This is a genomic window from Pseudomonas delhiensis, assembly GCF_900187975.1.
Lineage (GTDB): Bacteria > Pseudomonadota > Gammaproteobacteria > Pseudomonadales > Pseudomonadaceae > Pseudomonas > Pseudomonas delhiensis.
Window position 1 is genome coordinate 11,379 of record NZ_FZPC01000035.1, and the last position, 24,602, is coordinate 35,980.

At 69.0% G+C, this 24,602-nt stretch carries 25 protein-coding genes; 12 read left to right on the plus strand and 13 right to left on the minus strand.

Going from position 1 to position 24,602, the window contains the following annotated elements; all coding sequences use genetic code 11:
* The first annotated feature begins 297 nt into the window (after positions 1-297).
* Complete coding sequence (locus tag CHC02_RS25575; protein ID WP_089394201.1) at positions 298-1,107, plus strand: gamma-glutamyl-gamma-aminobutyrate hydrolase family protein; 810 nt, start codon at positions 298-300, stop codon at positions 1,105-1,107.
* Between the two features lie 478 nt (positions 1,108-1,585).
* Here the strand turns inward: CHC02_RS25575 and CHC02_RS25580 are convergent, their stop codons facing one another.
* Positions 1,586-1,987 carry a hypothetical protein gene (locus CHC02_RS25580; protein WP_089394202.1) on the minus strand — a complete coding sequence of 134 codons (402 nt, stop codon included), beginning with the start codon at positions 1,985-1,987 and terminating at the stop codon, positions 1,586-1,588.
* A gap of 60 nt (positions 1,988-2,047) precedes the next feature.
* The gene (locus CHC02_RS25585) at positions 2,048-2,968 is read right to left on the minus strand and encodes a DMT family transporter (protein ID WP_089394203.1); all 921 of its coding nucleotides are present in this window, start codon (positions 2,966-2,968) and stop codon (positions 2,048-2,050) included.
* 133 nt (positions 2,969-3,101) lie between these two features.
* Here CHC02_RS25585 and CHC02_RS25590 point away from each other — a divergent pair, with 133 nt between their 5' ends.
* The 4 genes from CHC02_RS25590 (at position 3,102) to CHC02_RS25600 (ending at position 5,616) form a co-directional block, all read left to right on the plus strand.
* Positions 3,102-3,539 carry an Lrp/AsnC family transcriptional regulator gene (locus CHC02_RS25590; RefSeq protein ID WP_089394204.1) on the plus strand — a complete coding sequence of 146 codons (438 nt, stop codon included), beginning with the start codon at positions 3,102-3,104 and terminating at the stop codon, positions 3,537-3,539.
* A 138-nt stretch (positions 3,540-3,677) separates the two neighbouring features.
* On the plus strand, positions 3,678-4,718 hold the full coding sequence (locus tag CHC02_RS25595) for an aldo/keto reductase (RefSeq protein ID WP_089394205.1): 1,041 nt from the start codon (positions 3,678-3,680) through the stop codon (positions 4,716-4,718).
* Between the two features lie 213 nt (positions 4,719-4,931).
* A complete protein-coding gene (locus CHC02_RS30815; RefSeq protein ID WP_279615564.1) occupies positions 4,932-5,063 on the plus strand; it encodes a hypothetical protein in 132 nt (43 codons plus the stop codon).
* Between the two features lie 124 nt (positions 5,064-5,187).
* Positions 5,188-5,616: a hypothetical protein gene (locus tag CHC02_RS25600; protein ID WP_089394206.1), complete on the plus strand. Its 429-nt coding sequence runs from the start codon at positions 5,188-5,190 to the stop codon at positions 5,614-5,616.
* A gap of 19 nt (positions 5,617-5,635) precedes the next feature.
* Here CHC02_RS25600 and CHC02_RS25605 read toward each other — a convergent pair whose 3' ends face one another.
* Complete coding sequence (locus CHC02_RS25605) at positions 5,636-6,730, minus strand: DUF1615 domain-containing protein (protein ID WP_089394234.1); 1,095 nt, start codon at positions 6,728-6,730, stop codon at positions 5,636-5,638.
* A 171-nt stretch (positions 6,731-6,901) separates the two neighbouring features.
* Here CHC02_RS25605 and CHC02_RS25610 point away from each other — a divergent pair, with 171 nt between their 5' ends.
* Positions 6,902-8,308 carry a DUF2252 domain-containing protein gene (locus CHC02_RS25610; protein WP_089394207.1) on the plus strand — a complete coding sequence of 469 codons (1,407 nt, stop codon included), beginning with the start codon at positions 6,902-6,904 and terminating at the stop codon, positions 8,306-8,308.
* 445 nt (positions 8,309-8,753) lie between these two features.
* Here CHC02_RS25610 and pcaC read toward each other — a convergent pair whose 3' ends face one another.
* The 6 genes from pcaC to CHC02_RS25640 all read right to left on the minus strand — a co-directional run bounded on the left by pcaC (position 8,754) and on the right by CHC02_RS25640 (position 13,889).
* Positions 8,754-9,149 carry a 4-carboxymuconolactone decarboxylase gene (gene pcaC, locus CHC02_RS25615; RefSeq protein ID WP_089394208.1) on the minus strand — a complete coding sequence of 132 codons (396 nt, stop codon included), beginning with the start codon at positions 9,147-9,149 and terminating at the stop codon, positions 8,754-8,756.
* A gap of 29 nt (positions 9,150-9,178) precedes the next feature.
* On the minus strand, positions 9,179-10,528 hold the full coding sequence (locus CHC02_RS25620) for a 3-carboxy-cis,cis-muconate cycloisomerase (RefSeq protein ID WP_089394209.1): 1,350 nt from the start codon (positions 10,526-10,528) through the stop codon (positions 9,179-9,181).
* 105 nt (positions 10,529-10,633) lie between these two features.
* Positions 10,634-11,239, minus strand: coding sequence for a protocatechuate 3,4-dioxygenase subunit alpha (pcaG, locus tag CHC02_RS25625; protein WP_009618058.1), 606 nt, complete (start codon positions 11,237-11,239; stop codon positions 10,634-10,636).
* Positions 11,240-11,250: 11 nt separating this feature from the next.
* Entirely contained in the window at positions 11,251-11,970 is a 720-nt protein-coding gene (gene pcaH, locus CHC02_RS25630; protein WP_058072712.1) for a protocatechuate 3,4-dioxygenase subunit beta, read from the minus strand.
* 120 nt (positions 11,971-12,090) lie between these two features.
* The gene (gene pcaQ, locus CHC02_RS25635; protein ID WP_089394210.1) at positions 12,091-13,020 is read right to left on the minus strand and encodes a pca operon transcription factor PcaQ; all 930 of its coding nucleotides are present in this window, start codon (positions 13,018-13,020) and stop codon (positions 12,091-12,093) included.
* Positions 13,017-13,889, minus strand: coding sequence for a helix-turn-helix domain-containing protein (locus CHC02_RS25640; RefSeq protein WP_089394211.1), 873 nt, complete (start codon positions 13,887-13,889; stop codon positions 13,017-13,019). Before CHC02_RS25640 ends, pcaQ begins: the two co-directional genes overlap by 4 nt.
* Positions 13,890-14,052: 163 nt before the next feature.
* Between CHC02_RS25640 and pobA the strand changes: the two genes are divergently transcribed.
* From pobA to hppD, 3 genes are all read left to right on the plus strand, one after another.
* Positions 14,053-15,237, plus strand: coding sequence for a 4-hydroxybenzoate 3-monooxygenase (pobA, locus tag CHC02_RS25645; RefSeq protein ID WP_089394212.1), 1,185 nt, complete (start codon positions 14,053-14,055; stop codon positions 15,235-15,237).
* Between the two features lie 128 nt (positions 15,238-15,365).
* The gene (gene maiA, locus CHC02_RS25650; protein ID WP_089394213.1) at positions 15,366-15,995 is read left to right on the plus strand and encodes a maleylacetoacetate isomerase; all 630 of its coding nucleotides are present in this window, start codon (positions 15,366-15,368) and stop codon (positions 15,993-15,995) included.
* A 167-nt stretch (positions 15,996-16,162) separates the two neighbouring features.
* A complete protein-coding gene (hppD, locus tag CHC02_RS25655; RefSeq protein ID WP_089394214.1) occupies positions 16,163-17,239 on the plus strand; it encodes a 4-hydroxyphenylpyruvate dioxygenase in 1,077 nt (358 codons plus the stop codon).
* Between the two features lie 449 nt (positions 17,240-17,688).
* Here hppD and CHC02_RS25660 read toward each other — a convergent pair whose 3' ends face one another.
* Positions 17,689-18,477 (minus strand): IclR family transcriptional regulator, encoded by a 789-nt coding sequence (locus tag CHC02_RS25660; protein ID WP_089394215.1) that lies wholly within the window; start codon positions 18,475-18,477, stop codon positions 17,689-17,691.
* A 101-nt stretch (positions 18,478-18,578) separates the two neighbouring features.
* On the opposite strand from CHC02_RS25660, the gene hmgA reads away from it, so the two are divergent.
* Positions 18,579-19,868 carry a homogentisate 1,2-dioxygenase gene (hmgA, locus tag CHC02_RS25665; protein WP_089394216.1) on the plus strand — a complete coding sequence of 430 codons (1,290 nt, stop codon included), beginning with the start codon at positions 18,579-18,581 and terminating at the stop codon, positions 19,866-19,868.
* A gap of 5 nt (positions 19,869-19,873) precedes the next feature.
* Positions 19,874-21,178 (plus strand): fumarylacetoacetase, encoded by a 1,305-nt coding sequence (fahA, locus tag CHC02_RS25670; RefSeq protein WP_089394217.1) that lies wholly within the window; start codon positions 19,874-19,876, stop codon positions 21,176-21,178.
* Positions 21,179-21,321: 143 nt separating this feature from the next.
* Here fahA and copD read toward each other — a convergent pair whose 3' ends face one another.
* The 3 genes from copD to CHC02_RS25685 all read right to left on the minus strand — a co-directional run bounded on the left by copD (position 21,322) and on the right by CHC02_RS25685 (position 23,556).
* Positions 21,322-22,182 carry a copper homeostasis membrane protein CopD gene (copD, locus tag CHC02_RS25675; RefSeq protein ID WP_089394218.1) on the minus strand — a complete coding sequence of 287 codons (861 nt, stop codon included), beginning with the start codon at positions 22,180-22,182 and terminating at the stop codon, positions 21,322-21,324.
* Positions 22,183-22,201: 19 nt separating this feature from the next.
* Positions 22,202-22,567: a copper homeostasis periplasmic binding protein CopC gene (gene copC / locus CHC02_RS25680; protein ID WP_089394219.1), complete on the minus strand. Its 366-nt coding sequence runs from the start codon at positions 22,565-22,567 to the stop codon at positions 22,202-22,204.
* A 125-nt stretch (positions 22,568-22,692) separates the two neighbouring features.
* Positions 22,693-23,556 (minus strand): SDR family NAD(P)-dependent oxidoreductase, encoded by an 864-nt coding sequence (locus tag CHC02_RS25685; protein WP_089394220.1) that lies wholly within the window; start codon positions 23,554-23,556, stop codon positions 22,693-22,695.
* Between the two features lie 163 nt (positions 23,557-23,719).
* Here CHC02_RS25685 and CHC02_RS25690 point away from each other — a divergent pair, with 163 nt between their 5' ends.
* Positions 23,720-24,412 carry a Crp/Fnr family transcriptional regulator gene (locus CHC02_RS25690; RefSeq protein ID WP_089394221.1) on the plus strand — a complete coding sequence of 231 codons (693 nt, stop codon included), beginning with the start codon at positions 23,720-23,722 and terminating at the stop codon, positions 24,410-24,412.
* Positions 24,413-24,602 lie beyond the last annotated feature (190 nt).

Here is a 24,602-nt window from a genome sequence, read left to right on the forward strand (position 1 = left end):
TTTCACGAAAGCGCCGATTGCGTAAAAAATATTGGACCGATATTTATCGAATTAACTTAAAAACACTTTAAAAACATATAGTTAAAAACGAAACCGCCATACATTTCGGCCATTATTTTTGACGATCGAAAGCGAAATTGTTTGACATATTTTACGGCTCTGGCAGGCTGGTGGGCAGGCTTCGACCGTTTGCGGGCGCCTCCAGCCCCGCCGCGGCAGTGCTCGGAGCCCCAGGTAGCGCCCCTCCCGGCCGCGCCTGCACATAAACGACAGGCCGAGCCTGTCCCAAGGTGACATATGTCCAACAGCAACATTGGCAATAACAATCAGAAACTCCGCAAGCCCGTCGTCCTGATGTCCATGGGCGCCCAGGAACGCAAGGGCCACGACTATCAGGTGATGACCCACAAGTACATCACCCCGATCACCGATATCGCCGGTTGCGTGCCGGTCCTGGTGCCGACCTGCTGCGGCACCGACGATCTCGAGCAGTACCTCGACATGGCCGACGGCGTCTACCTCACCGGTGCCGGCAGCAACATCGACCCGGCCCTCTACGGCCAGGAAAACGAAACCCCCGGCAAGGCCCAGGACAAGCAGCGCGACCTTTTCGACCTGCCCCTGGTCAAGGCCGCCATCGCCCGTGGCCTGCCGATCTTCGGCATCTGCCGCGGCATGCAGGAAATCAACGTCGCGCTGGGCGGCGACATGTACCAGAAGGTCTACGCCGAGCCCGGCTTCAACGACCATCGGGAAAACCCCGAAGACCCGGTCGAGGTGCAGTACGCCCCGGCGCACAGCGTGCGCGTGGCGCCGAACACCTGGCTGCACAAGCTGCTGCAGGCCGACTCGATCCAGGTCAACTCGCTGCACGGCCAGGGCCTGAAGACCCTCGGCAAGGGCCTGGAGGCCATCGCCCACGCCGAAGACGGCCTGGTCGAGGCGGTCCACGCGCCAAGCCTGTCGCCCTTCCTCTTCGCGGTGCAGTGGCACCCGGAATGGCAGGCGCTGAAGAACCCCGATTCGGTGAAGATCTTCCAGGCCTTCGGCGACGCGTGCCGCCAGCAGGTCAAGAAGAAGCAGGCCCGCTACGGCAACGCTGCCTGAGCGGGTAGCGCCAGGCGGTGATGAAAAAGCCGCTCCTCCCTGACGGAGGAGCGGCTTTTTCGTTTGTGGGCGTTCGTGCCACTGCTGGGGCTGGCGGGGCCTGCGGGTCCAATCGCGGACGGAGTCCTACGTTGCAGGCGAGCACGGCTTCTCGTAGGAGCGAGCCTGCTCGCGAATGGAGTCTGCCGGTGGCGTAGGTGCCAGGCTCAAGAGCCCCCTCTCCCCAACCCTCTCCCGCAAGCGGGAGAGGGGGCTGTCCTGAGCGGCCTGGAAGTCAGGCATCATCCTTCCCCCTCGTCATTCCCGTGAACGCGAGGATAGGTAGGCGTTCCAGGATGACCCCGGGTTCCCCGCTCGCTCCAAACGGCCCCCTCTCCCTCTGGGAGAGGGCTGGGGTGAGGGAACCGGAGTCAACCGAATACACCGCAGCCGCCAGGAAGTACCATTCGCGAGCAAGCTCGCGCCTACACCCTCATCATCACTGCGACGTCCCCGCCGCCGGGAACACCCGCTGGATCCGCTCGGCCAGCGCCAATGCCCGCTCGCTCTTGGTGAACAGCAGCAGGTAGTCATGGTCGGACTTGGCCGCCGGGGCGATGCGGTATTCCAGCGGCCCCTGCACCACCTGCTGGCCCACCGGCACGCGGAAGGTGGCCACGCATTCGAGCACGCCGCTGTCCGGGTCCTTCTCGAGGATGGCCGCGTCGCGCAGCTCCACGTCCTTGAGCAGGTCGCCGCGGCCGGCCAGCGGGCCGTCGGTGAAGACCTTCACCAACTGGTCGCGCATGTCCTTGCTGGCGCACACCTCCGCTTCCTTGCTACCGCAGGCGCCGAGCAGCACGGCGACACCGATCATTGGCAACAGCTTGTAGTTCATCATTCACCCATGGCGAGACTTGGTGCGAGTTGGAGTCGCCACAAGGGGAAAAATTCCCATGCCTCAGTGTTTTCCGTAATCCGTCCCATGCAACGCGAAGCGCGCGGCCAGCCGCCGCGGCAGCCCCCAGTTCCGCTGCATGCCCGCCGCGGCCAGAAGGATGGCCGCCACGCCCAGCCACTGCGCCAGGCCCAGGCGGTGGCCGAATACCACCCAGTCCACCAGGATCGCCGCCACCGGGTAGATGAACGACAGCACGCCGGTCAGCGCCGTCGGCAGCTTCTGGATGGCGCCGTAGAGCAGCACGTACATCAGCCCGGTGTGGAGGATGCCGAGGGTGGCCAGGCAGGCCCAGGCCGACGGCTGCTGCGGCAGCGCCGAAAGGTTGGCCAGGGGCGCCAGCAGCAGCACGCCGCTGCACACCTGCACCAGCGCGATCAGGTGCGGCGGCACCGCCTGCAGGCGCTTGACGATCAGCGCGGCGAAGGCATACAGCAGCGCCGCGCCCAGGGCCAGGGCGATGCCCGCCAGGTAGTCGCTGCCCGGCCCGCCGCTGCCGTGGGCGCCGACGATGGCCAGCATGCCGGCGAAGCTCAGCGCCAGCCAGCCGAGCTTGCGCGCGCTGAGCTTCTCGCCGAGGAACACCGCGGCCAGCAGCACCAGCATGAAGGGCTGGGTGTTGTACACCGCGGTGCCGATGGCGATGGATGCCCGTGAGTAGGAGGCGAACAGCAGCACCCAGTTGCCGACGATGGCCACCCCGCTGAGCAGCGCCAGGCCGAAGGCGGACAGGCTCAGCACGCCCGGGCGCAGCAGGCCGAGCAGGGCGCAGGCCAGCAGCAGGGTGGCGGCGCCGAACACGCAGCGCCAGAACACCACGTCCAGCACCGGCTGGCCGGACACCAGCACCAACCAGCCGATGGTGCCGCAGATCAGCATGGCCGCGGTCATCTCCAGGGTGCCGCGCTGAATGGACTTGTCCATGGGGTTCCTCCTGCAAGGTGTGCCTACAGCATGACAAGGCATCACCCCGCCCTTCCATCGCAAACCGAAGGCACAATCGGAATGCCGCCTTTACTATCAAGGCATTCACCCGCAATCACCTAACGAGCCGACCATGACCGACGAAATCGACCAGCTGCTGATCGCCGCCCTGATGGAAGACTCGCGCCTCTCGCTCAAGGCCCTGGCCCAGGTCAGCGGGCTGTCCGCCCCCAGCGTCGGCGAACGCCTGCGCAAGCTGGAGGAACGCGGGGTGATCCGCGGCTACACCCTGGAGGTGGAGCCGAAGGCCTTCGGCTACCTGCTGCAGGCCATCGTCCGCGTGCGCCCCCTGCCCGGCCGGCTGCACGAGGTGGAACGGCAGATCCAGGCCATCCCCGAGTTCACCGAGTGCGACAAGATCACCGGCGACGACTGCTTCGTCGCCCGCCTGTGCGTGCGCGACATGGAACAGCTGGACACCCTGCTCGACCGCCTCAACGCCTACGCCGAGACCAGCACCGCCATCGTCAAGAAGACCCCGGTCAAGCGCCGCCTGCCGCCCATGGCCTGACGCGGCGGCGGCAGCAATAGGCAAGAATCCGGCAGCATCGAGCGCCGTTCTTCCGGGGCACGGCGCCCATACTGGTGGCGTCCGCCGCTGCGCAAGGCAGCGGCAGCTTCCCCTGCCCTTTCCCGAGGATTGCTCGCCATGCGCTACAGAAAGTTCGGCAACACCGGTCTGTTCGTCTCGGAACTCTGCCTGGGCACCATGACCTTCGGCGGCGAAGGCCAGCTCTGGAGCCAGATCGGCAAGCTGCAGCAGGCCGAGGCCGAGCAGCTGGTCGGCGCGGCCCTGGCGGCCGGCATCAACTTCATCGACACCGCCGACGTGTATTCCGAAGGCCGCTCCGAGGTCATCACCGGCCAGGCCCTGAAGAACCTCGGCGTGCCCCGCGAGGACGTGGTGATCGCCACCAAGGTATTCGGCGAGACCGGCACCCGCGGCGCCAACTCCCGCGGCCTGTCGCGCTACCACATCGCCGGCGGCGTGCAGGCCAGCCTGGAGCGCCTGCAGCTGGACCACATCGACCTCTACCAGGTGCACGGCTTCGACCCGGCCACCCCGGTGGAAGAGACCCTGCGCGCCCTCGACGACCTGGTGCGCCAGGGCCTGGTGCGCTACGTCGGCGTCTCCAACTGGGCGGCCTGGCAGATCATGAAGGCCCTGGGCACGTCCGAGCGCCTGGGCCTGGCCCGCTTCGACTCGCTGCAGGCCTACTACAGCATCGCCGGGCGCGACCTGGAGCGCGAACTGGTGCCGCTGCTGCGCAGCGAGAAGGTCGGCCTGATGGTCTGGAGCCCATTGGCCGGCGGCCTGCTCAGCGGCAAGTACGGCCGCGACCAGCAAGCCGAGGCCGGCAGCCGGCGCACCCAGTTCGACTTCCCGCCGGTGAACCGCGAGCGCGCCTATGACTGCATCGACGCCATGCGCGGCATCGCCGGGGCCAAGGGCGTGTCGGTGGCGCAGGTGGCCCTGGCCTGGCTGCTGCACCAGGAGGTGGTGACCAGCGTGATCATCGGCGCCAAGCGCCTGGAGCAACTGGAGGACAACATCGCCGCCACCCGCGTCGAGCTGAGCGCCGATGAACTGGCCACCCTCGACCAGGCCAGCGCGCTGCCGGCCGAGTACCCCGGCTGGATGCTCGAGCGCCAGGGCGAGTACCGCCGCGGCCAGTTGGCCGAGCGCTAAGCAGGCAAGCATGGCTTCTCGTAGGATGGGTGGAGCGCAGCGATACCCATCGCCACGACCGCATGGGTTTCGCAAAAACTCAACCCATCCTGCGAAAGCCACCTCACGCCTCCTGTAGGAGCGCGCCCTGCGCGCGATTCGCAGCCTCCGCCCCGGCTTTCCAGGCGCGGGCGAAACCGGCAAGCTCGCGGCTCCCCTCCAGGAGCCGCGAGCATGTCCATCCCAGCCTACCCCGCCCTCATCGGAGAGCATGCCGAACTCCTGCCCCTGGCCCGCGACCAGGCTGGCGAACTCCTCGCCGCGGCCGCCGACGGCGAGCCAAGGTCATTGCCCGCAGCAATCTAGAGCATTCGCTCTAATCAGGACGACACTGATTTCACACCCAAGGATATGGCCACTAGCCACCACTCAATGCTAGTCTTCGCCGCCGCCCGCGAGGGCGCCTTGAAACAAGACATGGAGTGACAGGATGTTCGTCAAACGAGTTCTTGTAGGGGCCGTGCTGGCAGCCCTGTGCAGCGGTTGCGCAACCGGCCTCAACAGCCATCAGAAGGTGGAATACACCCGCTACGAAGCCAAGGGCCTGCTGGTCGAGGAAAAGAATCCCGGCACCGGCGCCGCGCTCGGCCTGCTGCCTGGAGGTGGCTCCTTCTACGGCCGCGAGTACGGCTTCGGCGTGATCAACCTGCTGCTGTGGCCGCTGTCGATTCTCTGGGATCCGGTCAGCGGCTATGACGCCGCCAAATCGATCAACTACCAGGCTACCCGTGCCAGCATCGAGGCGAAGGAAGAGAAGGAGCTCAACGCTCTGGACGACCAACTGAAAACCGGTCAGATCGACGTTGCCGCCTACACGCTGGAAAAGCGCAAGATCGACAGGAAGTACGGCACCGACTGATCGACGCGGCCCCTCCCCTTCAACCTTTCCCCGCCCGCGCCAGGCAGCGCTGGTAGCGCTCGTCCACGCGCTGGGCGAACCAGGCGGTGGTGAGGTTGCGGGTGATCTTCGGGCTGTGCAGGGTGATGCCTGGCAGCACCGCCCGGGCCAGCGGCTTGCCTTCGTTCTTCTCGGCCAGGGCGAAGACCTTGGCATACAGCCTAGTCTCGCCGAACTCCGCGCGCTCGCCCTGCTCCAGGTCGCGGCGGATCTGGCTGTCGCTCAGGCCCAGGCGTGGGCCCAGGGTGCGCACCGCGAGCTCGGTGGCGCCGGCGGCGCTGGAGTCGTAGCGGATCAGGTCGCCGTCCAGCGCCAGGGGGATGCCGGTGGCCAGGCTCACCGCGCGCTGGAAGGCGGCGTTGCGGCTGGCGTACCAGCCGGCGTTGAAGTCGGCGAAGCGGTACAGCGGCCGCTCGTAGTCCGCCGGGTAGCCCAGCAGGTGGGCGATGCCGAAGTACATGCCGCCGCGGCGGCTGAACACCTCCTGGCGCACGCTGCCCTTGAGCGGGTACGGGTAGCCCTCGGCGTGCTGCTCGGCGAAGGCCACGCTGACCTGCATGGGCCCGCCGGTGCGCACCGGGTTGAAGCGGCCGAACAGTTGCTGGCCGAGCGGCACCATGCCGATGAAGTCGTCGAAGATGGCGCTCAGCTCGCGCTCGCTGCGCACCGCGTCCAGGCGCTGGCTGTAGCTCTTGCCGCTGGGCGACTTCAGCGCCAGCGCGGCGTCGAGCACGAAGCCGGGGACGTGCAGGCGCGCGGCGCGCTTCTTCATCTCGTCGCGGGCGATGCGGCCCAGGCCCGGCACCTGCGGGTCGGCCTGGAAGTTCGACTCCTGTTCGGTCACCGCCAGCACCGAGCAGAGGTTCTCCTTGCTCGGGCGGATGCGCTGGGCGGCGAAGGCCACCTGGATGTCCGTGGCCCAGCCGCTGCGGTCGCTCACCCTGGCCGGCAGCAGCTGCGCCAGGGTGGCGCGCACCTGGGCCGGGGTCGGCTCCGGCGCCTGGCGGGCGGACTGCGAGCTGCAACCGGCCAGGGCCAGCAGGCCGAGGGCGATGCCCATGGCGCGCCAGGGCATTCTGGCGGGACGGGCGAGCGGAATGGCGGTGGAGGACATGGGCGCTTCCTGACGACGAGACGCCGCGACCATCGCAGAAATGCCCTTTCCAGGCCAGCCCAACGCGCCGACTTGCAGGCCCCCGGCCAGCCTCTAAGCTCGAATCCATGGCCCCCGGATTCGAGGTGAACGATGGACATCAAGGACCTGCGCAAACAGGGCAAGGACGCCCGCGACAAGTGCCCACGCAGCAGCCACGCCGAACCCGGGAAGATCGACCGCGACCCGCTGCCGCTGATCGAGGCCTCCAGCGCCGGCCGCGTGCGGTCCCTGGTGGCGCTGCGCTACGGGCGCATGCTGGTGTCGCCCTTCACCTTCTTCCGCGGCAGCGCCCTGCTCCAGGCCCACGACCTCTCGGGCACCCCGGACATGGGCATGGAACTGCCGATCTGCGGCGACTGCCACCTGATGAACTTCGGCGGCTTCGCCTCCCCCGAGCGCAACCTGCTATTCAACGTCAACGACTTCGACGAGGTCCACCCCGGCCCCTGGGAATGGGACCTCAAGCGCCTGGTGGCGAGCTTCCTGATCGCCGCCCGCGACCTGCGCCACGGCGAGGCGGTGGAAGAGGACGTCTGCCGCCAGCTGGTGCTGTCCTACCAGCAGAACATCGCCGAATGTGCCGAGATGGGCGCCCTGGAGCTGTGGTACGGGCGCATCGACTACGAGGTGGCGCTGGAGCAGGAGCGCGAGAAGGACCTGCGCGAGCACGTGCAGCGCGCCATCGAGAAGGCCAACCGGCGCACCCATGCCGAGCTGCTGCCGAAGATCGCCGAACGCGACGCCCAGGGCCGCCTGGAGATCCGCGACGACCTGCCGGAGATCTTCCACCTGCACTCCGCGACCAGCCTGCTGGACGAGGACGACGACTGGATGAGCCTGGATCACTGGCAGGATCTGCACGACACCTTCATCCGCGACTACCGCACCACCCTGCAGGCCGACCGCCGCGAACTGCTCGACCGCTTCGAGGTGCAGGACCTGGTGTTCAAGGTGGTGGGCGTGGGCAGCGTCGGCACCCGCTGCCTGGTGGCGTTGCTCATCGATCCCCAGGAGCAGCCGCTGTTCCTGCAGTTCAAGGAGGCCCGTCCCTCGGTGCTGGCCGCCTACGTGCGCAGCAAGCTGCGCACCCGCCACCAGGGCCAGCGGGTGGTGGACGGCCAGCGCCTGATGCAGTCGGCCAGCGACCTCTTCCTCGGCTGGACCACCGGCCCCGGCGGCCGCCACTTCTACGTTCGCCAGCTGCGCGACATGAAGGTCTCGGCGGAACTGGAAACCTTCGACGAGAAAGCCTTCGCCGCCTACGCGCGGGTCTGCGGCCGCGCCCTGGCCTGCGCCCACGCCAAGTCCGGCGGCCAGGCGGCGCGGATTGCCGGCTACATCGGCAAGAGCGAGGCGCTGAGCGACGCCCTGCTGCACTACGCCAAGGCCTACGCGCTGCAGAACGAACGCGACTTCGAACGCTTCCAGCGCGCCTGCCGCAAGGGCCAGCTGGAGGCGCGCTCGGAGGCGGATTTCACGGCGGATCGGATGCCTTGAAAGGGGGAGGAGCGAGCTTGCTCGCGAACGGGGCTCCCCGGTGACGTTGGTGTTTCGGGTTGACGCCGCTCCCCCTCCCCAACCCTCCCCCGCAAGCGGGAGAGGGGGCTTGTCCGTGCCAGTGGAAATCGTGGCGTTCGCCGGCCCCTCCTGGAGTAGCCGGCTGACTGCGGGGTATCCGCTTCTGCCCAACGGTCCCCTCTCCCTTCAGGGAGAGGGTTAGGGAGAGGGAACGGCATCGGGCCCAGTACCGAAACACCCGGCTAGCCCCGTTCGCGAGCAAGAACCAGGCGTCCCCCTCGATCCTACGAAAAGCGCCGCTACGCCCAGGACAAGGGCCAAACGGCGGATAACGCGGGGCGTTATCCGCCCTACGCCAAACCGTGACGTAGGGCGAATAACCGTTCGCGGTTATCCGCCGCTACACCCAGGCTTCGAAGCCGCCTCAGCCCTCCAGCGACTCCGTCCCCAGTTCGTTCCACACCTCCTCCGCCAGGTGGAAAGTCGCGTTGGCCGCCGGGATGCCGCAGTAGATGGCGCTCTGCAGCAGCACTTCCTTGATCTCCTCGCGGCTCACGCCGTTGTTGCGGGCGGCGCGCAGGTGCAGCTTCAGTTCGCCCTCGCGGTTCATGCCGATGAGCATGGCGATGGTCACCAGGCTGCGGGTGTGGCGCGGCAGGCCGGGGCGGGTCCAGATGTCGCCCCAGGCGTGGCGGGTGATCATTTCCTGGAATTCTTCGTTGAAGGCGGTGCGGTTGTTCAGGCTGCGGTCGACGTGGGCGTCGCCCAGCACCGCGCGGCGGACCTGCATGCCGGCTTCGTAGCGTTGTTTCTCGTCCATCGGGTTCTCTCTCGCTTGTCTATCGTGCCTCAGCCGAGGCGTACGTGTTCTTCCAGGGCGCGTTCCACCCAGCGGCGGCACTGGCCCAGGTAGTGGGCCGGGTCGAGCAGGCGGTCCAGCTCGGCGTCGCTCAGTTGCGCGCGGACCTCGGCGTTGCCGCCCAGCACCTGGCGCAGGTGCGCGCCTTCGGCCACGGCCTGGCGGCAGCACTGCTCCACCAGGTGGTGCGCGGCGTCGCGGCCGATGCGCCGGGCCAGGGCGATGCTCACCGCCTCGGCCAGCACCAGGCCACGGGTCAGGTCGAGGTTGCGGGCCATGCGCTGGGCGTCCACCTCCAGGCCCGGCACCACCAGCAGCGCCTGCTGCAGGGCGCCGGAGACCAGGCAGCAGAGCTCCGGCAGGCTTTCCCATTCGGCGTGCCACAGGCCGAGGCTGCGTTCGTGTTCCTGGGGCATGGCGCTCAGCATCGTCGCCACCAGGCCCGGCGCGCGGGTGGCGGCGCCGATCAGCACGGCGGCGCCCACCGGGTTGCGCTTGTGCGGCATGGTCGAGGAGCCGCCCTTGCCCGGCGCCGAGGGTTCGAAGACTTCGCCGGCCTCGGTCTGCATCAGCAGGCTCAGGTCGCGGCCGAGCTTGCCCAGGCTGCCGGCCACCAGGCCGAGCCAGGCGGCGAATTCGGCGAGGCGGTCGCGCTGGGTGTGCCAGGGCTGTTCCGGCAGTTGCAGGCGCAGCTCCTCGGCCAGCGCCTCGGCCACGGCGAAGCCGTCGTCGCCCAGCGCCGCCAGGCTGCCGGAGGCGCCGCCGAACTGCAGGCTGAGCAGGCGCGGCTTGAGTTCGGCCAGGCGCTCGCGGTGGCGGGTGAGCGCGCCGAGCCAGCCGGCGATCTTCATGCCCAGCGTCACCGGGGTAGCGTGTTGCAGCCAGGTGCGCCCGGCCATGGGGACGTCGGCATGCCGGCGCGCCTGTTCGGCCAGGGCCGCGCCCAGGCGCGCCAGGTCGTCCTCCAGCAGGCCGATGGCGGCGCGCAGTTGCAGCACCAGGCCGCTGTCCATGGCGTCCTGGCTGGTGGCGCCGAAGTGCACGTAGCGCTCGGCTTCGGCATCGCCGGCGGCGACCTGCCGGCCCAGCGCCTTGGCCATGGGGATGGCCGAGTTGCCGGCGCTGCAGATGGCCGCGGCCAGGGCGTCGAAGTCGTACAGCTCGGCGCGGCAGGCGGCCTCGATGGGCGCCACCGCGCTGGCCGGGATCACCCCGCAGCGCGCCTCGGCGCGGGCCAGGGCGGCCTCGAAGTCGAGCATGCCCTGCAGGCGCGCGCGGTCGCAGAACAGCTCGCGCATCGCCGGCTGGGTGAAGTAGGCGTCGAAAAGTCGGTTGCTCACGCAAGGGCTCCAGTTTTCTTCGTCATCAGGCACAGCCTACGCCATGCCGTGAACGCCGACGGGCGGACCGCTCGCGCGGCCCGCCCGTTCAGGCGCTGGAACGCATCAGAAATCGAAGAACACCGTCTCGCCTTCGCCCTGGATGCGGATGTCGAAACGATAGGCCAGTTGGCCGTTCACTTCGCAGCGGCGGGCCACCAGTGTCTCGCGGCGCGGCGCCTGCTCGATCAGGTTGAGCACCGGGTCCTTGGCGTTGGCCTCGGCCTCGTCCTCGAAGTACAGGCGCGTCTGCAGGTGGATGTTGATGCCGCGGGCGAACAGCGACACGTTGATGTGCGGCGCCTGCGGGCGGCCGTCGGCGGCCTTGGTCACGCCTGGCTTGATGGTCTTCAGGGTCCACTCGCCGGCGTCGAAGGTGGTGGCGGTGCGGCCGAAGCCGTTGAACGCCTTCTCCGCGTCGTAGCGGCTGTCGTAGTTGCCTTCGTGGTCGGCCTGCCAGAACTCCAGGAAGGAGTCGCGCACCAGGTGGCCGTTGCCGTCGTAGACGTGGCCCAGCAGCAGGATGTGCTCGCCGGCGGCGCCGGGCTTGGCCATCTGGTTCCAGATTTCCAGGTCGCGGGTCGGGTTGCCGGCCGCTTCCAGGGCCAGGCCGATGTGTACATACGGACCGGCGGTCTGCGAGGGGGTTTCGGGGAGCAGTTGAACGGGCATGGCGAACCTCCTCAGCGATTCTCGAAGTGGGTCTGGCGCTGGCCGCGCAGCACGATGTCGAAGCGGTAGGCCAGGCAGTCCATGGGGTTGGCCATGCCCATGTCCAGGCGCGCGATCAGGCTCTGCACCGCCTCGGGGTTGGCGATCGACTTGACGATGGGGCACATGGGGATCAGCGGGTCGCCCTCGAAGTACAGCTGGGTGATCAGCCGGGTGGCGATGGACGGGCCGCTGATGGAGAAGTGGATGTGCGCCGGGCGCCAGTCGTTGGGGCCGTTGCGCCACGGGTAGGGGCCGGGCTTGATGGTGCGGAAGATGTAGCGGCCGTCGCTGTCGGTGATGGCGCGGCCGACGCCGCCGAAGTTCGGGTCCAGCGGCGCCAGGTAGCGGTCGTTCTTGTGCCGGTAGCGGCCGCCGGCGTTGGCCTGCCACATTTCCACCAGGGTGTTGGGCACCGGCTTGCCGTACTGGTCGACGACGCGGCCATGGACGACGATGCGCTCGCCGATGGGCAGGGCGCCGGTGTTGAAGTTGAGCAGCAGGTCGTTGTCGTGCTCGCCGAACTTCAGGTGCGAGAAGTCCGGGCCGGTGGTCTCGGAGATCGACTGCGGGATGCTCACCAGCGCCTGGCGCGGGGAGCGGGCGACGGAGGTCTTGTAGTCGGGGGTGAGGGCTTTGGGGTGCCAGTTGCGGTCACGGATGACGAACCGGCTGCTGTCCACTTCGGACATGGCGGTCTCCTGTTGTTGGAGTTATAGGAGCCTGTAGGGCACCAGGCATGTGCTCCGCAGTTTCCGCCACCTCGGCGCGCAGGAAAATTGAAAAACTGCCCGCCACCCTTAACCAATTGGTTATGGATAAACCCCGTCGCGGTACTCCTGGCCCACCTCGCGCAGCACCTCCTGGCACCAGTGCGCGCCGAGGGACAGCGGCAGCGAGGCGTTGCTGCAGATGCCCACCGAACCGCCGGCCTCCTGCAGCTGCGGCGCCAGCTCGGCCAGCTCGCCCTTGCCCAGGGCCGCGCGCACCGCGTCCAGCGGCGCCATCCACACCGCGTCGCTGTCGTCGACGTAGCGCCGGCTCAGGCTCAGCGAGAGGGTCTCCAGCCGCCGCGACGACTGGCGCAGGCCATGCTCGACGAACAGGCTGTCGATGCGCTTGCGGATGGTGGTGCCGAGGGTCGGCAGCACCAGCGGGTAGTGCTCCAGCTCGCCGGCGTCCAGCGGCCGGCCCAGCAGCGGGTGGCCGGCGCGCACCACCAGGGTCAGCGGTTCGTTGTACAGGTGTTCGAAGGTCAGGCCCTGGATCTGCGGGCTGTCGGTCATGCGCCCGACCACCAGGTCCAGCTCGCCGACGCGCAACTGCGAGAGCAGGTGCGCGCTGGGCCCGGTGACCACGCTGACCACCAGCGCCCCGTGGCGCTCGTGCAGGCGCCGCACCACCTCCGGGAGGAAGGCGCCCTCCACGGTGGAGAGCACGCCCAGGCGCGCGCTGCTGGCCGCGTACTCGCCGCCGCGCAGGCTCTCCACGCCGTCGCGCAGGGCCTGCACGCAGGGCCCGGCGTAGCGCAGGAAGGCGATGCCCGCCTCGGTCAGCGTGGCGCCGCCCTTGCCGCGCTCGAACAGGCTGGCGTCGAGCACCTCCTCCAGCTCCTTGAGGGTCTTGGACACCGCCGGCTGGCTCACCGCCAGGCGGTCGGCGGCGCGCGCCAGGCTGCCCAGGCGGGCCACCTCGAGGAAGCACAGCAGGTGGCGGAACTTGATGCGTGAGTCGATGTTCATCGGTTACCCCGGAAGGCCCTGGGCGACTGCCCGGTGCCGCGCTTGAAGAATCGCGAGAAGTACGCCGGCTCCGAGAAGCCCAGCTGGTCGGAGACCTCCTGCACGGTCATGTCCGTGTACACCAGGTTGCGCTTGGCCTCCAGCAGCAGGCGCTGGTTGATCAGCTGCAGCGCCGAGGCGCCGGCCAGGCGCCGGCACAGGGCGTTGAGGTGCGCCGCGCTGATGCCCAGGCGCTCGGCGTAGCGCTCGATCGGCAGGTGCTCGCGGAAGCGTTGCTCCACCAGCCGGCGGAACGCCTGCAGGTGCTCGCGGCCGCGGTCCGGGGTGGCGCTGGCGGCATGGCTGGCCTGCAGGTGGCGGCGGCCGAGCCATACCAGCAGGGCGCTGACCAGCGAGCGCAGCATCAGCTCGCGGCCCGGCTCCTGGCGGGTGTATTCGCGCTCGATGGACTCGAACAGGGTGCTCAGGTAGCGCTCGTCCTCGCCCACCGCGTAGCACTGCGGCTGTTCCAGCACGGCGCGGTCGAACTGGCGCAGCAGTTCCTCGGCGAAGGGCTGGGCCAGGCTGATGACGTAGCCGTCGATCTGCGCGGTGAAGCGGAAGCCGTGCACGCACAGCGGCGGCGAGACCTGCAGGGTGGCCTCGCGCACGTGGGTGACGCTGCCCTCCACCTCCAGCTCGGCCTCGCCGGCGCGCACGTAGAGCAGCTGCACCAGGTCGGCGTGGCGGTGCGGGCGGATCTCCCAGTCGTAGAGGCTGCTGCGCGAAGGGATGGTCTCGCAGTGCAGGGGGTCGGGTGTCGGCCAGGCGTGGGTCTCGCCGTAGAGCTGGAACACCGGGACCGGGTTCGAAGCGGGCGTCTTGTGCATTTATAGGCCGCCGAAGCTATCCACGAAAAATCCAGGTTATCTGTTGGATATTGCCTTCTGCGCAGCGATTCATCCACCAAAAATGCAGGAGCCAATAACAACTACGCGGCCAGGGGGCGTGCCTACGACCAGGCCCCGGCCCGCGACGACGAGGAAAACAACAATGAAAACCCAGGTTGCCATCATCGGCGCCGGCCCTTCCGGGCTGCTCCTCGGCCAGCTGCTGCAGCGTGCCGGCATCGACAACGTCATCCTCGAACGCCAGAGCCCGGACTACGTGCTCGGGCGCATCCGCGCCGGGGTGCTGGAACAGGGCACCGTGGACCTGCTGCGCGAAGCCGGCGCCCACGCCCGCATGGACGCCGAGGGCCTGCCCCACGACGGCTTCGAGCTGGTGCTGGACGGCCACCGCGAGCGCATCGACCTCAAGGACCTGACCGGCGGCAAGAGCGTGATGGTCTACGGCCAGACCGAAGTCACCCGCGACCTCATGGAGGCGCGCCAGGCCAGCGGCGCCCTGAGCATCTACGAAGCCGGCGACGTGCAGTTGCACGAGGTGCAGGGCGAGAAGCCCTACGTCACTTTCACCAAGGACGGCGAGGCCGCCCGCCTGGACTGCGACTACATCGCCGGCTGCGACGGCTTCCACGGCGTGTCGCGGCAGACCATCCCGGCGGACAGGCTCAAGACCTACGAGCGCGTCTACCCCTTCGGCTGGCTCGGCTTGCTCAGCGACACCCCGCCGGTCAACCACGAGCTCATCTACGCCAGCAGCGAGCGCGGCTTCAGCCTCAGCAGCATGCGCTCGGCCACCCGCAGCCGCTACTACCTGCAGGTGGGCCTGGAGGAGAAGGTCGAGGACTGGTCGGATGCGCGCTTCTGGGACGAGCTCAAGCGCCGCCTGCCGGCCGACGCCGCGGCGCGCCTGGTCACCGGGCCGTCGCTGGAGAAGAGCATCGCCCCGCTGCGCAGCTTCGTGGTGGAGCCGCTGCAGTACGGCAAGCTGTTCCTGGTCGGCGACGCCGGGCACATAGTCCCGCCCACCGGGGCCAAGGGCCTGAACCTGGCGGCCAGCGACGTCGACGCCCTGTACCGCATCCTGGTGAAGGTCTACGGCGAGGGCCGCGTCGAGCTGCTGCAGCGCTACTCGGAAGTCGCCTTGCGGCGCATCTGGAAGGCCGAGCGCTTCAGCTGGTGGATGACCAGCATGCTGCACAAGTTCCCCGACAACGACGCCTTCACCCAGAAGATGCTCGACACCGAACTGGCCTACTTCCTCGATTCCCTGGCGGGGCGCACCTGCATCGCCGAGAATTACGTGGGCCTGCCCTTCGAGACGATCGAGTAGCGCCGCCGCCGCGAGCCCCCGTGGAACGCGGGGGCTTGCCCTCGGCGGAAAAATTACGCAGAGTGTAAGTCCATTACGAAAACAACAGTGTCCGCCACGACGGGCACGCTGCCTGCGAGTGCCGGTTCATGGACCTCTACACCTACTACCGCTCCACCTCCTCCTACCGGGTGCGCATCGCCCTGGCCCTGAAGGGGCTGGAAGCCCGGCAGCTGCCGGTGAACCTGCTGCAGGGCGAGCACCGCCAGGGCGCCTACCTGGCCCTGAACCCGCAAGGCCGCGTGCCGGCCCTGCGCACCGACGAAGGCGAGCTGCTGGTCCAGTCGCCGGCGATCATCGAATACCTGGAAGAACGCTACCCCGAACCCGCCCTGCTGCCGGCCGACGCCCTGCAGCGCGCGCACCAGCGCGGCGTGGCGGCGCTCATCGGTTGCGACATCCACCCGCTGCACAACGTCGCCGTGCTCAACCGCCTGCGCGGGCTGGGCATCGACGAGAACGGCGTCGAGCAATGGATCGCCCACTGGGTCGGCGAAGGCCTCAAGGCCGTGGAAGCGCTGATCGGCGACGCGGGCTTCTGCTGCGGCCCGCAGCCGGGCCTGGCCGACGTCTACCTGCTGCCGCAGCTGTACGCCGCCCGCCGCTTCAAGGTGGACCTGGCAGGATTCCCGCGCATACTCAGGGTAGAGCGCCTGGCCCTGGAGCACCCGGCCTTCCGCCAGGCCCACCCGGACGTCCAGGCCGACAAGCCGGCCTGAGGAGCGCGCCATGCACAGCCTCGGATTCAAAGTCACCATCGGCGACTTCCTCGCCCGCAGCGTACGCGGCGTGCCCTGCTCGCCACCGCGCCAGCCGCGCAGCTGACCCCACGACTTTCCGAATCCCGGGCGTGCCGCCGCGCGCGCCCACCGCGAGGAACACAGACATGGCAGACCTCTTCGACAACCCCATGGGCCTCATGGGCTTCGAATTCATCGAATTCGCCTCCCCCACCCCCGGCGTGATGGAACCCATCTTCGCCAGCCTCGGCTTCACCAAGGTGGCCAGCCACCGCTCCAAGGACGTGGACCTGTACCGCCAGGGCGACATCAACCTGATCCTCAACAACGAGCCCAGGAGCCTGGCGGCCTACTTCGCCGCCGAGCACGGCCCCTCGGTGTGCGGCATGGCCTTCCGCGTGAAGAACGCCCACCAGGCCTACGCCCGCGCCCTGGAGCTGGGCGCGCAGCCGGTGGAAATCCCCACCGGGCCGATGGAGCTGCGCCTGCCGGCGATCAAGGGCATCGGCGGCGCGCCGCTGTACCTGATCGACCGCTTCGGCGAGGGCTCGTCGATCTACGACATCGACTTCGAGTTCATCGAAGGCGTGGACCGCCACCCGAAGGGCGCCGGCCTGAAGATCATCGACCACCTCACCCACAACGTGTACCGCGGGCGCATGGCCTACTGGGCGGACTTCTACGAGAAGCTGTTCAACTTCCGCGAGATCCGCTACTTCGACATCAAGGGCGAGTACACCGGCCTGACCTCCAAGGCCATGACCGCGCCGGACGGCATGATCCGCATCCCGCTCAACGAGGAATCCTCCAAGGGCGCCGGGCAGATCGAGGAATTCCTCATGCAGTTCAACGGCGAGGGCATCCAGCACGTGGCCTTCCTCACCGACGACCTGGTGAAGACCTGGGACGCCCTCAAGGGCCTGAACATGCGCTTCATGACCGCGCCGCCGGCGACCTACTACGAGATGCTCGAAGAGCGCCTGCCCAACCACGGCGAGCCGGTGGAGGAACTGCGCAACCGCGGCATCCTCCTCGACGGCACCTCCGAGGGCGGCAAGCGCCGCCTGCTGCTGCAGATCTTCTCGGAAACCCTGATGGGCCCGGTGTTCTTCGAGTTCATCCAGCGCAAGGGCGACGACGGCTTCGGCGAGGGCAACTTCAAGGCGCTGTTCGAATCCATCGAGCGCGACCAGATCCGCCGCGGGGTGCTGGAGGCGAAATAAGCCCATCGCGGACCGAGTCCGCTCCTACGGGGAGCCCGTGCTTCACGGCAAATTGTAGGAGCGGGCCCTGCCCGCGATTCGCGCGCAGGGCGCGCTCCTACAGGTTGAAGCTGAACTCCGCGTTCATGCCGGACAGCCCCCTCTCCCGCTTGTGGGAGAGGGGAAGGCGTCAATCCAAAGCACAGTGCCGCCGGCGAACACCATTCGCGGACGGAGTCCGCTCCTACGGGGAGCCCGTGCTTCGCGGCAAATTGTAGGAGCGGGCCCTGCCCGCGACTCGCGCGCAGGGCGCGCTCCTACAGGTTGAAGCTGAACTCCGCGTTCATACCGGACAGCCCCCTCTCCCGCTTGCGGGAGAGGGTTGGGGAGAGGGCGCTCTTGAGGATGCGCACCGAACCTGCCCGATGGAACCCCATTCGCGAGCAAGCTCACTCCTACGAAAAGCGCCCCTACTCCGGCCTACGCCCCGCCATCCGCGCGGTAATCGCCGCCGCCGCTTCCTTCAGCAACTCCGCCGCCCGCCCCTGGGTTTCCGCGCGGAAGGCGCTGGCCGCGCCCACCACCGTCACCACCCCGGCCAGTTGCTCGCCCACCGCGAACACCGGCGCCGACAGCGCATTCACCCCCGGCATCAGCAGGCCGTGCACGTGGTGCAGGCCCGTGGCGCGGATTTCCGCCGTCTGCTTGTGCAGTTCCGCCTCGTCCAGCGCGCCGGGCGTGCCCGCCTCTTCCGCGCGCAGCGGCGCGGTCTCGCCGTCGGGCAGGTAGGCGTTGAACACCAGGCCGGTGGACGAGCCCAATAGAGGGAGCACCGAGCCCACGCGGGTGACCAGGGTCACCGCGCGCAGCGGTTGCTCCACCTGCACCACGGTCGGGCCCTTGTTGCCCCACACGGCGAGGAAGCAGGTTTCGTTCAGCTCGTCGCGCAGGGCGCTCAGGTGCGCCGTGGCCGCGCGCACCACGTCCAGCCGGCCGATGGCGGCCAGGCCGACGAACAGCGCCTCCGGCCCCAGGGCGTAATGGTTGGTGGCCGCGTCCTGCTCGGCGAAGCCGCTGGCGATCAGCGCCTGCAGGTAGCGGTGGACCTTGGCCGCGGGCATGCCCACGTGCTCGGCCAGGCGCGACAGCGAGGTGGCCGGGGCCAGGTCGGCCAGGCCCCTGAGGATGTCCGTGCCGACTTCGGCGGCCTGCACTTTCTGGCGTTTCGGCGCGTCGCCGGTGTCCCTGGGAATGGCCATGCAATGACTCGTTCGTCGATGGAGGCGCTGTTATAGCTTGACCCCTTCCGGCGTTCAAATTACGTTATCCGTAATTCGATTACAAAAACAAAGAGGTCGCCATGTCGTCCGTCGAATCCCTCGCCTACCTGTCGGGTTTCAACAACCAGTTCGCCAGCGAAGCCCTGCCCGGCGCCCTGCCCCACGGGCAGAACTCGCCGCAGCAGGCGCCCTACGGCCTGTACGCCGAGCAGTTCTCCGGCACCGCCTTCACCGTGCCGCGCAGCGAGGCCCGGCGCACCTGGCTGTACCGCATCAAGCCCTCGGCCAGCCACCCGCGCTTCGAACGCCTGGCGCGGCAGGTCCCCGGCCGCGAGCCGGGCCAGGTCAACCCCAACCGCCTGCGCTGGAACCCCCAGGACATCCCCGCCGAGCCCACCGACTTCATCGACGGCCTGCTGACCCTCGCCGCCACCGCCGACCCCGAGCAGGCCAGCGGGGTGAGCGTGCACCTGTACCGCGCCAACCGCTCCATGGACCGGGCCTTCTTCGACGCCGACGGCGAGCTGCTGATCGTCCCGCAGCAGGGCCGCCTGCGCCTGGCCACCGAGCTGGGCCGGCTGGACATCGAGCCGCTGGAGATCGCGGTGATCCCGCGTGGCATGAAGTTCCGCGTCGAACTGCTCGACGCCACCGCCGCCGGCTACATCTGCGAGAACCACGGCGCCGCCCTGCGCATCCCCGACCTGGGCCCGATCGGCAGCAACGGCCTGGCCAACCCGCGCGACTTCCTCGCCCCGGTGGCCCACTACGAGGACATCGACGCCCCCGTGCAGCTGGTGCAGAAGTTCCTCGGCGAACTGTGGGCCTGCGAGCTGGACCACTCGCCGCTGGACGTGGTCGCCTGGCACGGCAACAACGTGCCCTACAAGTACGACCTGCGCCTGTTCAACACCATCGGCACGGTCAGCTACGATCACCCGGACCCGTCGATCTTCACCGTGCTCACCTCGCCCAGCGACACCCACGGCATGGCCAACGTCGACTTCGTGATCTTCCCGCCGCGCTGGATGGTGGCCGAGAACACCTTCCGCCCGCCGTGGTTCCACCGCAACCTGATGAACGAATTCATGGGCCTGATCCAGGGCGCCTACGACGCCAAGGCCGACGGCTTCGCCCCGGGCGGCGCCTCGCTGCACAACTGCATGAGCGCCCACGGCCCGGACAACGCCACCACCGTGCAGGCCATAGCCGCCCAGCTTGCGCCGCACAAGATCGACAACACCATGGCCTTCATGTTCGAGACCGGCCGCGTCCTGCGCCCGACCCGCTACGCTCTCGAATGCCCGCAGCTGCAGCGCGACTACGACGCCTGCTGGAGCGGCATGGCCAAGACCTTCCAGAGGAACTGAACCCCATGAACCAGGCAGACAACCGCCGCAGCTGGATCGAATCCGCCAACGGCCACCCCGACTTCCCCCTGCAGAACCTGCCGCTGGGCGTGTTCAGCAGCCCCGGCCGCGAGCCGCGCGGCGGCGTGGCCATCGGCGAGCACATCCTCGACCTGAAGGCGGCGCTGGCCGCCGACCTGTTCGAGGGCGAGGCCCGCCACGCCGCGGAGGCCGCCAGCGGCGCCAGCCTCAACGCCTTCTTCGCCCTCGGCGCCGGCCCGCGCCGCGTGCTGCGCGAGCAGCTGCAGGCGCTGCTGGCCGAAGGCAGCCCGCGCCAGGCGCGGATGCAGGAACTGGGCGCCACGCTGCTGCCGGCCCAGGCCAGCTGCCAGCTGCACCTGCCGGCCCAGGTGGGCGACTACACCGACTTCTACGTCGGCATCCACCACGCCAACAACGTCGGCCGCCTGTTCCGCCCGGACAACCCGCTGCTGCCCAACTACAAGCACGTGCCCATCGGCTACCACGGCCGCGCCTCCACCGTGGTCGCCTCCGGCGCCGCGGTGCGCCGGCCCAACGGCCAAACCCTGGCGCCCGGCGCCGAGGCCCCGACCTTCGGCCCGAGCAAGCGCCTGGACTACGAACTGGAACTGGGCATCTGGATCGGCCCGGGCAACGCCATGGGCGAGGCCATCGGCATCGGCCAGGCCGAGCAGCACGTGGCCGGCTACTGCCTGCTCAACGACTGGTCGGCGCGCGACGTGCAGGCCTGGGAATACCAGCCGCTGGGCCCCTTCCTGGCGAAGAACTTCGCCACCAGCGTGTCGCCCTGGGTGGTCACCGCCGAGGCCCTGGCGCCCTTCCGCAAGGCCCAGCCGCCGCGCCCCGAGGGTGACCCGCAGCCGCTGCCCTACCTGCTGGACGAGCACGACCAGGCCCACGGCGCCCTCGACATCCAGCTGGAAGTGCTGCTGCAGACGGCGGCCATGCGCGAGCAGGGCGTCGAGCCCGTGCGCCTGGCACTGAGCAACACCCGGAACATGTACTGGACGGTGGCGCAGATGGTCGCCCACCACAGCGTCGGCGGCTGCAAGCTGCAGGCCGGCGACCTGTTCGGCTCCGGCACCCTCTCCGGGCCGCAGCCGGAAGCCTTCGGCAGCCTGCTGGAGAGCACCTTCGGCGGCAAGCAGCCGCTGGAACTGCCCGGCGGCGAGCAGCGCACCTTCCTGCAGGACGGCGACGAGGTGATCTTCCGCGCCTGGTGCGAACGCGAAGGCTACCCGCGCATCGGCTTCGGCGAGTGCCGCGGGGTGATCCTGCCGGCGCGTTGAACAGCCAAGGTCAACCTCGGGGCCGCCTGGGCGCAAGGTCAAACGGCGGATAACGCCGTAGGCGTTATTCGCCCTACGCCAGGCTCACCCATCACGTAGGGGGATAACCGTTCGCGGTTATCCGCCGCCTGACCTTGGCGCCCCTACCCCGCCGGCGACAAGGTCCCCAGCAACGACACCGCCGCCACCGCCGCCACCCCGCACGCCCACTCCAGCATCACGCTGCGCCGCAACGCCAGCAGGCGCTTCTCGCGAAACGCCAGGGCCACGCGGTTGAGCAGCGCCAGGGCGAGCATCCCCGCCACCAGCAGCAACTTGATGGTCAGCACGAAACCGAAGGTGGAAACCCGCGGGTCCGGCCATTGCCCGACCAGCGCCCAGACGTTCACCAGCCCGCTGGCCGCCACCCCGGCCACCAGCAGGTAGCCCACGCCGCTGAAGCGCCGCAGCGCCTCGCCATGGGTGGAGCCCGGCGCGCGGTAGAGCAGCGCCGCCAGCAACAGCAGGCCGCCGAGCCAGGCGCCGGCGCAGAGCAGGTGCAGGGCCTGGTTGAGCATCAGGCCGACACCGGCCCAGCCGTCGAGCATGGCGCCGTGGCCCACCGGCGCCAGGCTGGCCAGGACGGCCCCGGCCAGCAGCACGCGCAGCGGGTTGTCCGCCGACAGGGGCAGGCACAGCGCCACCAGCAATGCGACGTTCGCCAGCAGGTGCCAGGCCCAGACCTGGCCGAAGAAGGTCTGCCCCAGCACCAGCCGCAGCGTCGGTCCGTCCAGCGCGGCGGACCACTCGCCGGCCATGCTCGCCGCCACCAGGCCGAGCCAGGCCAGGCCACCGAGCAGCGCCAGCGCGGCGGCGCCACGCAAGCCGGCGAGCACCCGCCCATCCAGCGTGGCGAGCACGGCGCCCTCCTGGCGGCGCAGCACCGCACGGAACAGCCCCACGCCGAACAGCGTGAGGGTCAGCAGCAGGTGCAGGAAACGACAGAAGACCAGGGCGTCATCCATGGCGGATGCGGCTCATGGTTCAGGGCGCGACCTTGAAGACGTAGCTGCCGTTGCTCTTGTGGGTGTCCACCGAAACGGCGTGCCATTCCACCTTGTACTCGCCGGCCGGCAGCGGTTGGTCGAAGGTCACCACCAGCACCTTGGCATCACCCTCGGTGGTGGCGATGCCGGTCACCTTCACGGCCTTGCCGTCGGCGGCGGTGACCGTGACCTTGGTGAACTTCGCCTCGACGCCTTCGGAGAAGCTCAGGCGCAGTTCCTTGGGAGCGGTGGCGGTGCTGTCGGCGGCGGGGGTTTCGCTCTTCAGGTGGGCGTGGGCGAAGACGGCGGGGGCGTTGAGGATGGCGAGCAGGCCGAGGGCGGCGAGCAGGGGGGATTTGCGCATGGCGGAACCTCGAATGGATTGCAGCGCCCGGCAGCTTAGCAAAGACGCCCCACCGCGTATCGCCCGCGCGCCCCTGGGCGGATGATCGCGGACGGAGTCCGCGATTGCCCCCGGCCGCGCCGGTCTCACCCCTGCAACCGGTTCACATCCCCCGGATCGATGGACGCCCCAGCCCCCAGTTCCTCGCGCTGCTGCGCCAGACGAGCCCCTTCCTGCGCCGTCAAGGCAAAGAGCTTCTCCGGGTCGGCCTGGCGCAGTTGCAGGGCCAGCTTCTCCATCCCCTCGGCCACCACGATGTCATGCTGCCGCGCGGCCAGGCCGGCAAGGATGGTCTGCGCCGCCACCGCCGGGTCGATGCCGTTGTCGATGTTGGTGTCCGAGCGGCCGCGCTGGCTGCCGTTGCCTTCCAGGGAGTTCAGGGCGATGGCGGTGCGCACCGAGCCGGGCAGGATCACGCTGACGCCGATGCCATAGGCCGCCTCCACTTCCGCGCGCAGCGCCTCGAAGTAGCCGACCACCGCGTGCTTGGCGCCGCAGTAGCCGGTGCGCAGCGGCGCGCCCACCTTGCCGGCCACCGAGCTGACCACCGCCAGCTGGCCGCCGCGCTGTTCCACCAGGCGCGGCAGCAGGGCCTGGGTCAGGGCCACGGGGGCCAGGTAGTCCACTTCCATCAGTTGCCGGTACACCGCAAGGCCGGTGTCCAGGGCCAGGCTGCGCTGGCTGACGCCGGCGTTGTTCACCAGCAGGTCGATGCGCCCGCGCCAGGCCCAGGCCTGCTCCACCAGGGCCAGCAGGCGCTCGTAGTCGGTGCTTTCGAAGGGCAGCACCAGGCTGCGCTGCGGGGCGCGCCCGGCCAGCGCCTGCAGGGCCTCGACGCGGCGCCCGGAGAGGATCACCTCGGCGCCCTGCTCCAGCAATGCCAGCGCCAGCGCCTCGCCGATGCCGGAAGAGGCGCCGGTTATCCACACTACCTTGGCTGCGAAACTCATCGTTGTTGTTCTCCTTGGCCTGCGGGCGCACGCCGCCCGCGTTGCCAGGCAGGCTAGGCCAGCAGGCGGCGCAGGACTGCCGGAAACCCGACAATTGCCCATGGCTTGCAGCGGCCGGGCAAGGCGGTCAAAGTGCTGCGGTCACCTGCCCGAACCCCGCCCCATGCCCGATACCGAAGACCTCCTGCAGCAACTGGGCGCCAACCCCTGGTTCGCCCGCCTGGCCCCCGCGGTGCGCCGCACCCTGGCCAGCGAAGGCCGGCGCCAGCAGCTGCGCGCCGGCGAGTTCGTGTTCCGCCAGGGCGACCGCGGCGAGCACTTCCTCACCCTGCTGCAGGGCAAGCTGAAGGCCTCGACCCTGCGCGAGGACGGCAAGGAGGCCATCCTCGCGGTGCTGGAGCCCGGCCACTGGTTCGGCGAGGCCTCGATGCTCGACGGCCTGCCGCGCACCCACGACGTGATCGCCAGCCGTGACAGCGAAGTGCTGGGCGTGGACCAGGCGACCTTCGACCGGCTGATGCTCGACAACGGCTTCGCCCGCGCCGTCTGCGTGCTCCAGGCGCAGCACACGCGCCTGGTCTACCGCCTGCTGGAAGACGCCATGCTGCGCTCCACCCGCGCCCGCATCGCCAGCCGCCTGGAACAACTGGCGCGCGGCGACGGCAGCATCGACGGCGAGCAGCGCCAGGTGGTGCGCATCAGCCAGGACGAGCTGGCGATGATGCTCGGCATCAGCCGCCAGACGCTGTCCCTGGAACTGCGCGAGCTGGTGGCCGGCGGCGCGCTGGCGCTGGGCTACCGGCAACTGCGCATCCTGTCGCTGGAAAAGCTGCGCGAAATGGCGGCGCAAACGTAACGGTCAGGCTTGGCGTAGGGCGAATAACGCTCCGCGTTATCCGCCGTCTAACCTCGCTTCCAGGCAGCTCCAAGGCCGACCTGGACGTCGGCTGCGGCATGGAGCAATCGGCGGATAACCGCGAACGGTTATTCGCCCTACATCACGGTCGAGCTTGGCGTAGGGCGAATAACGCTCCGCGTTATCCGCC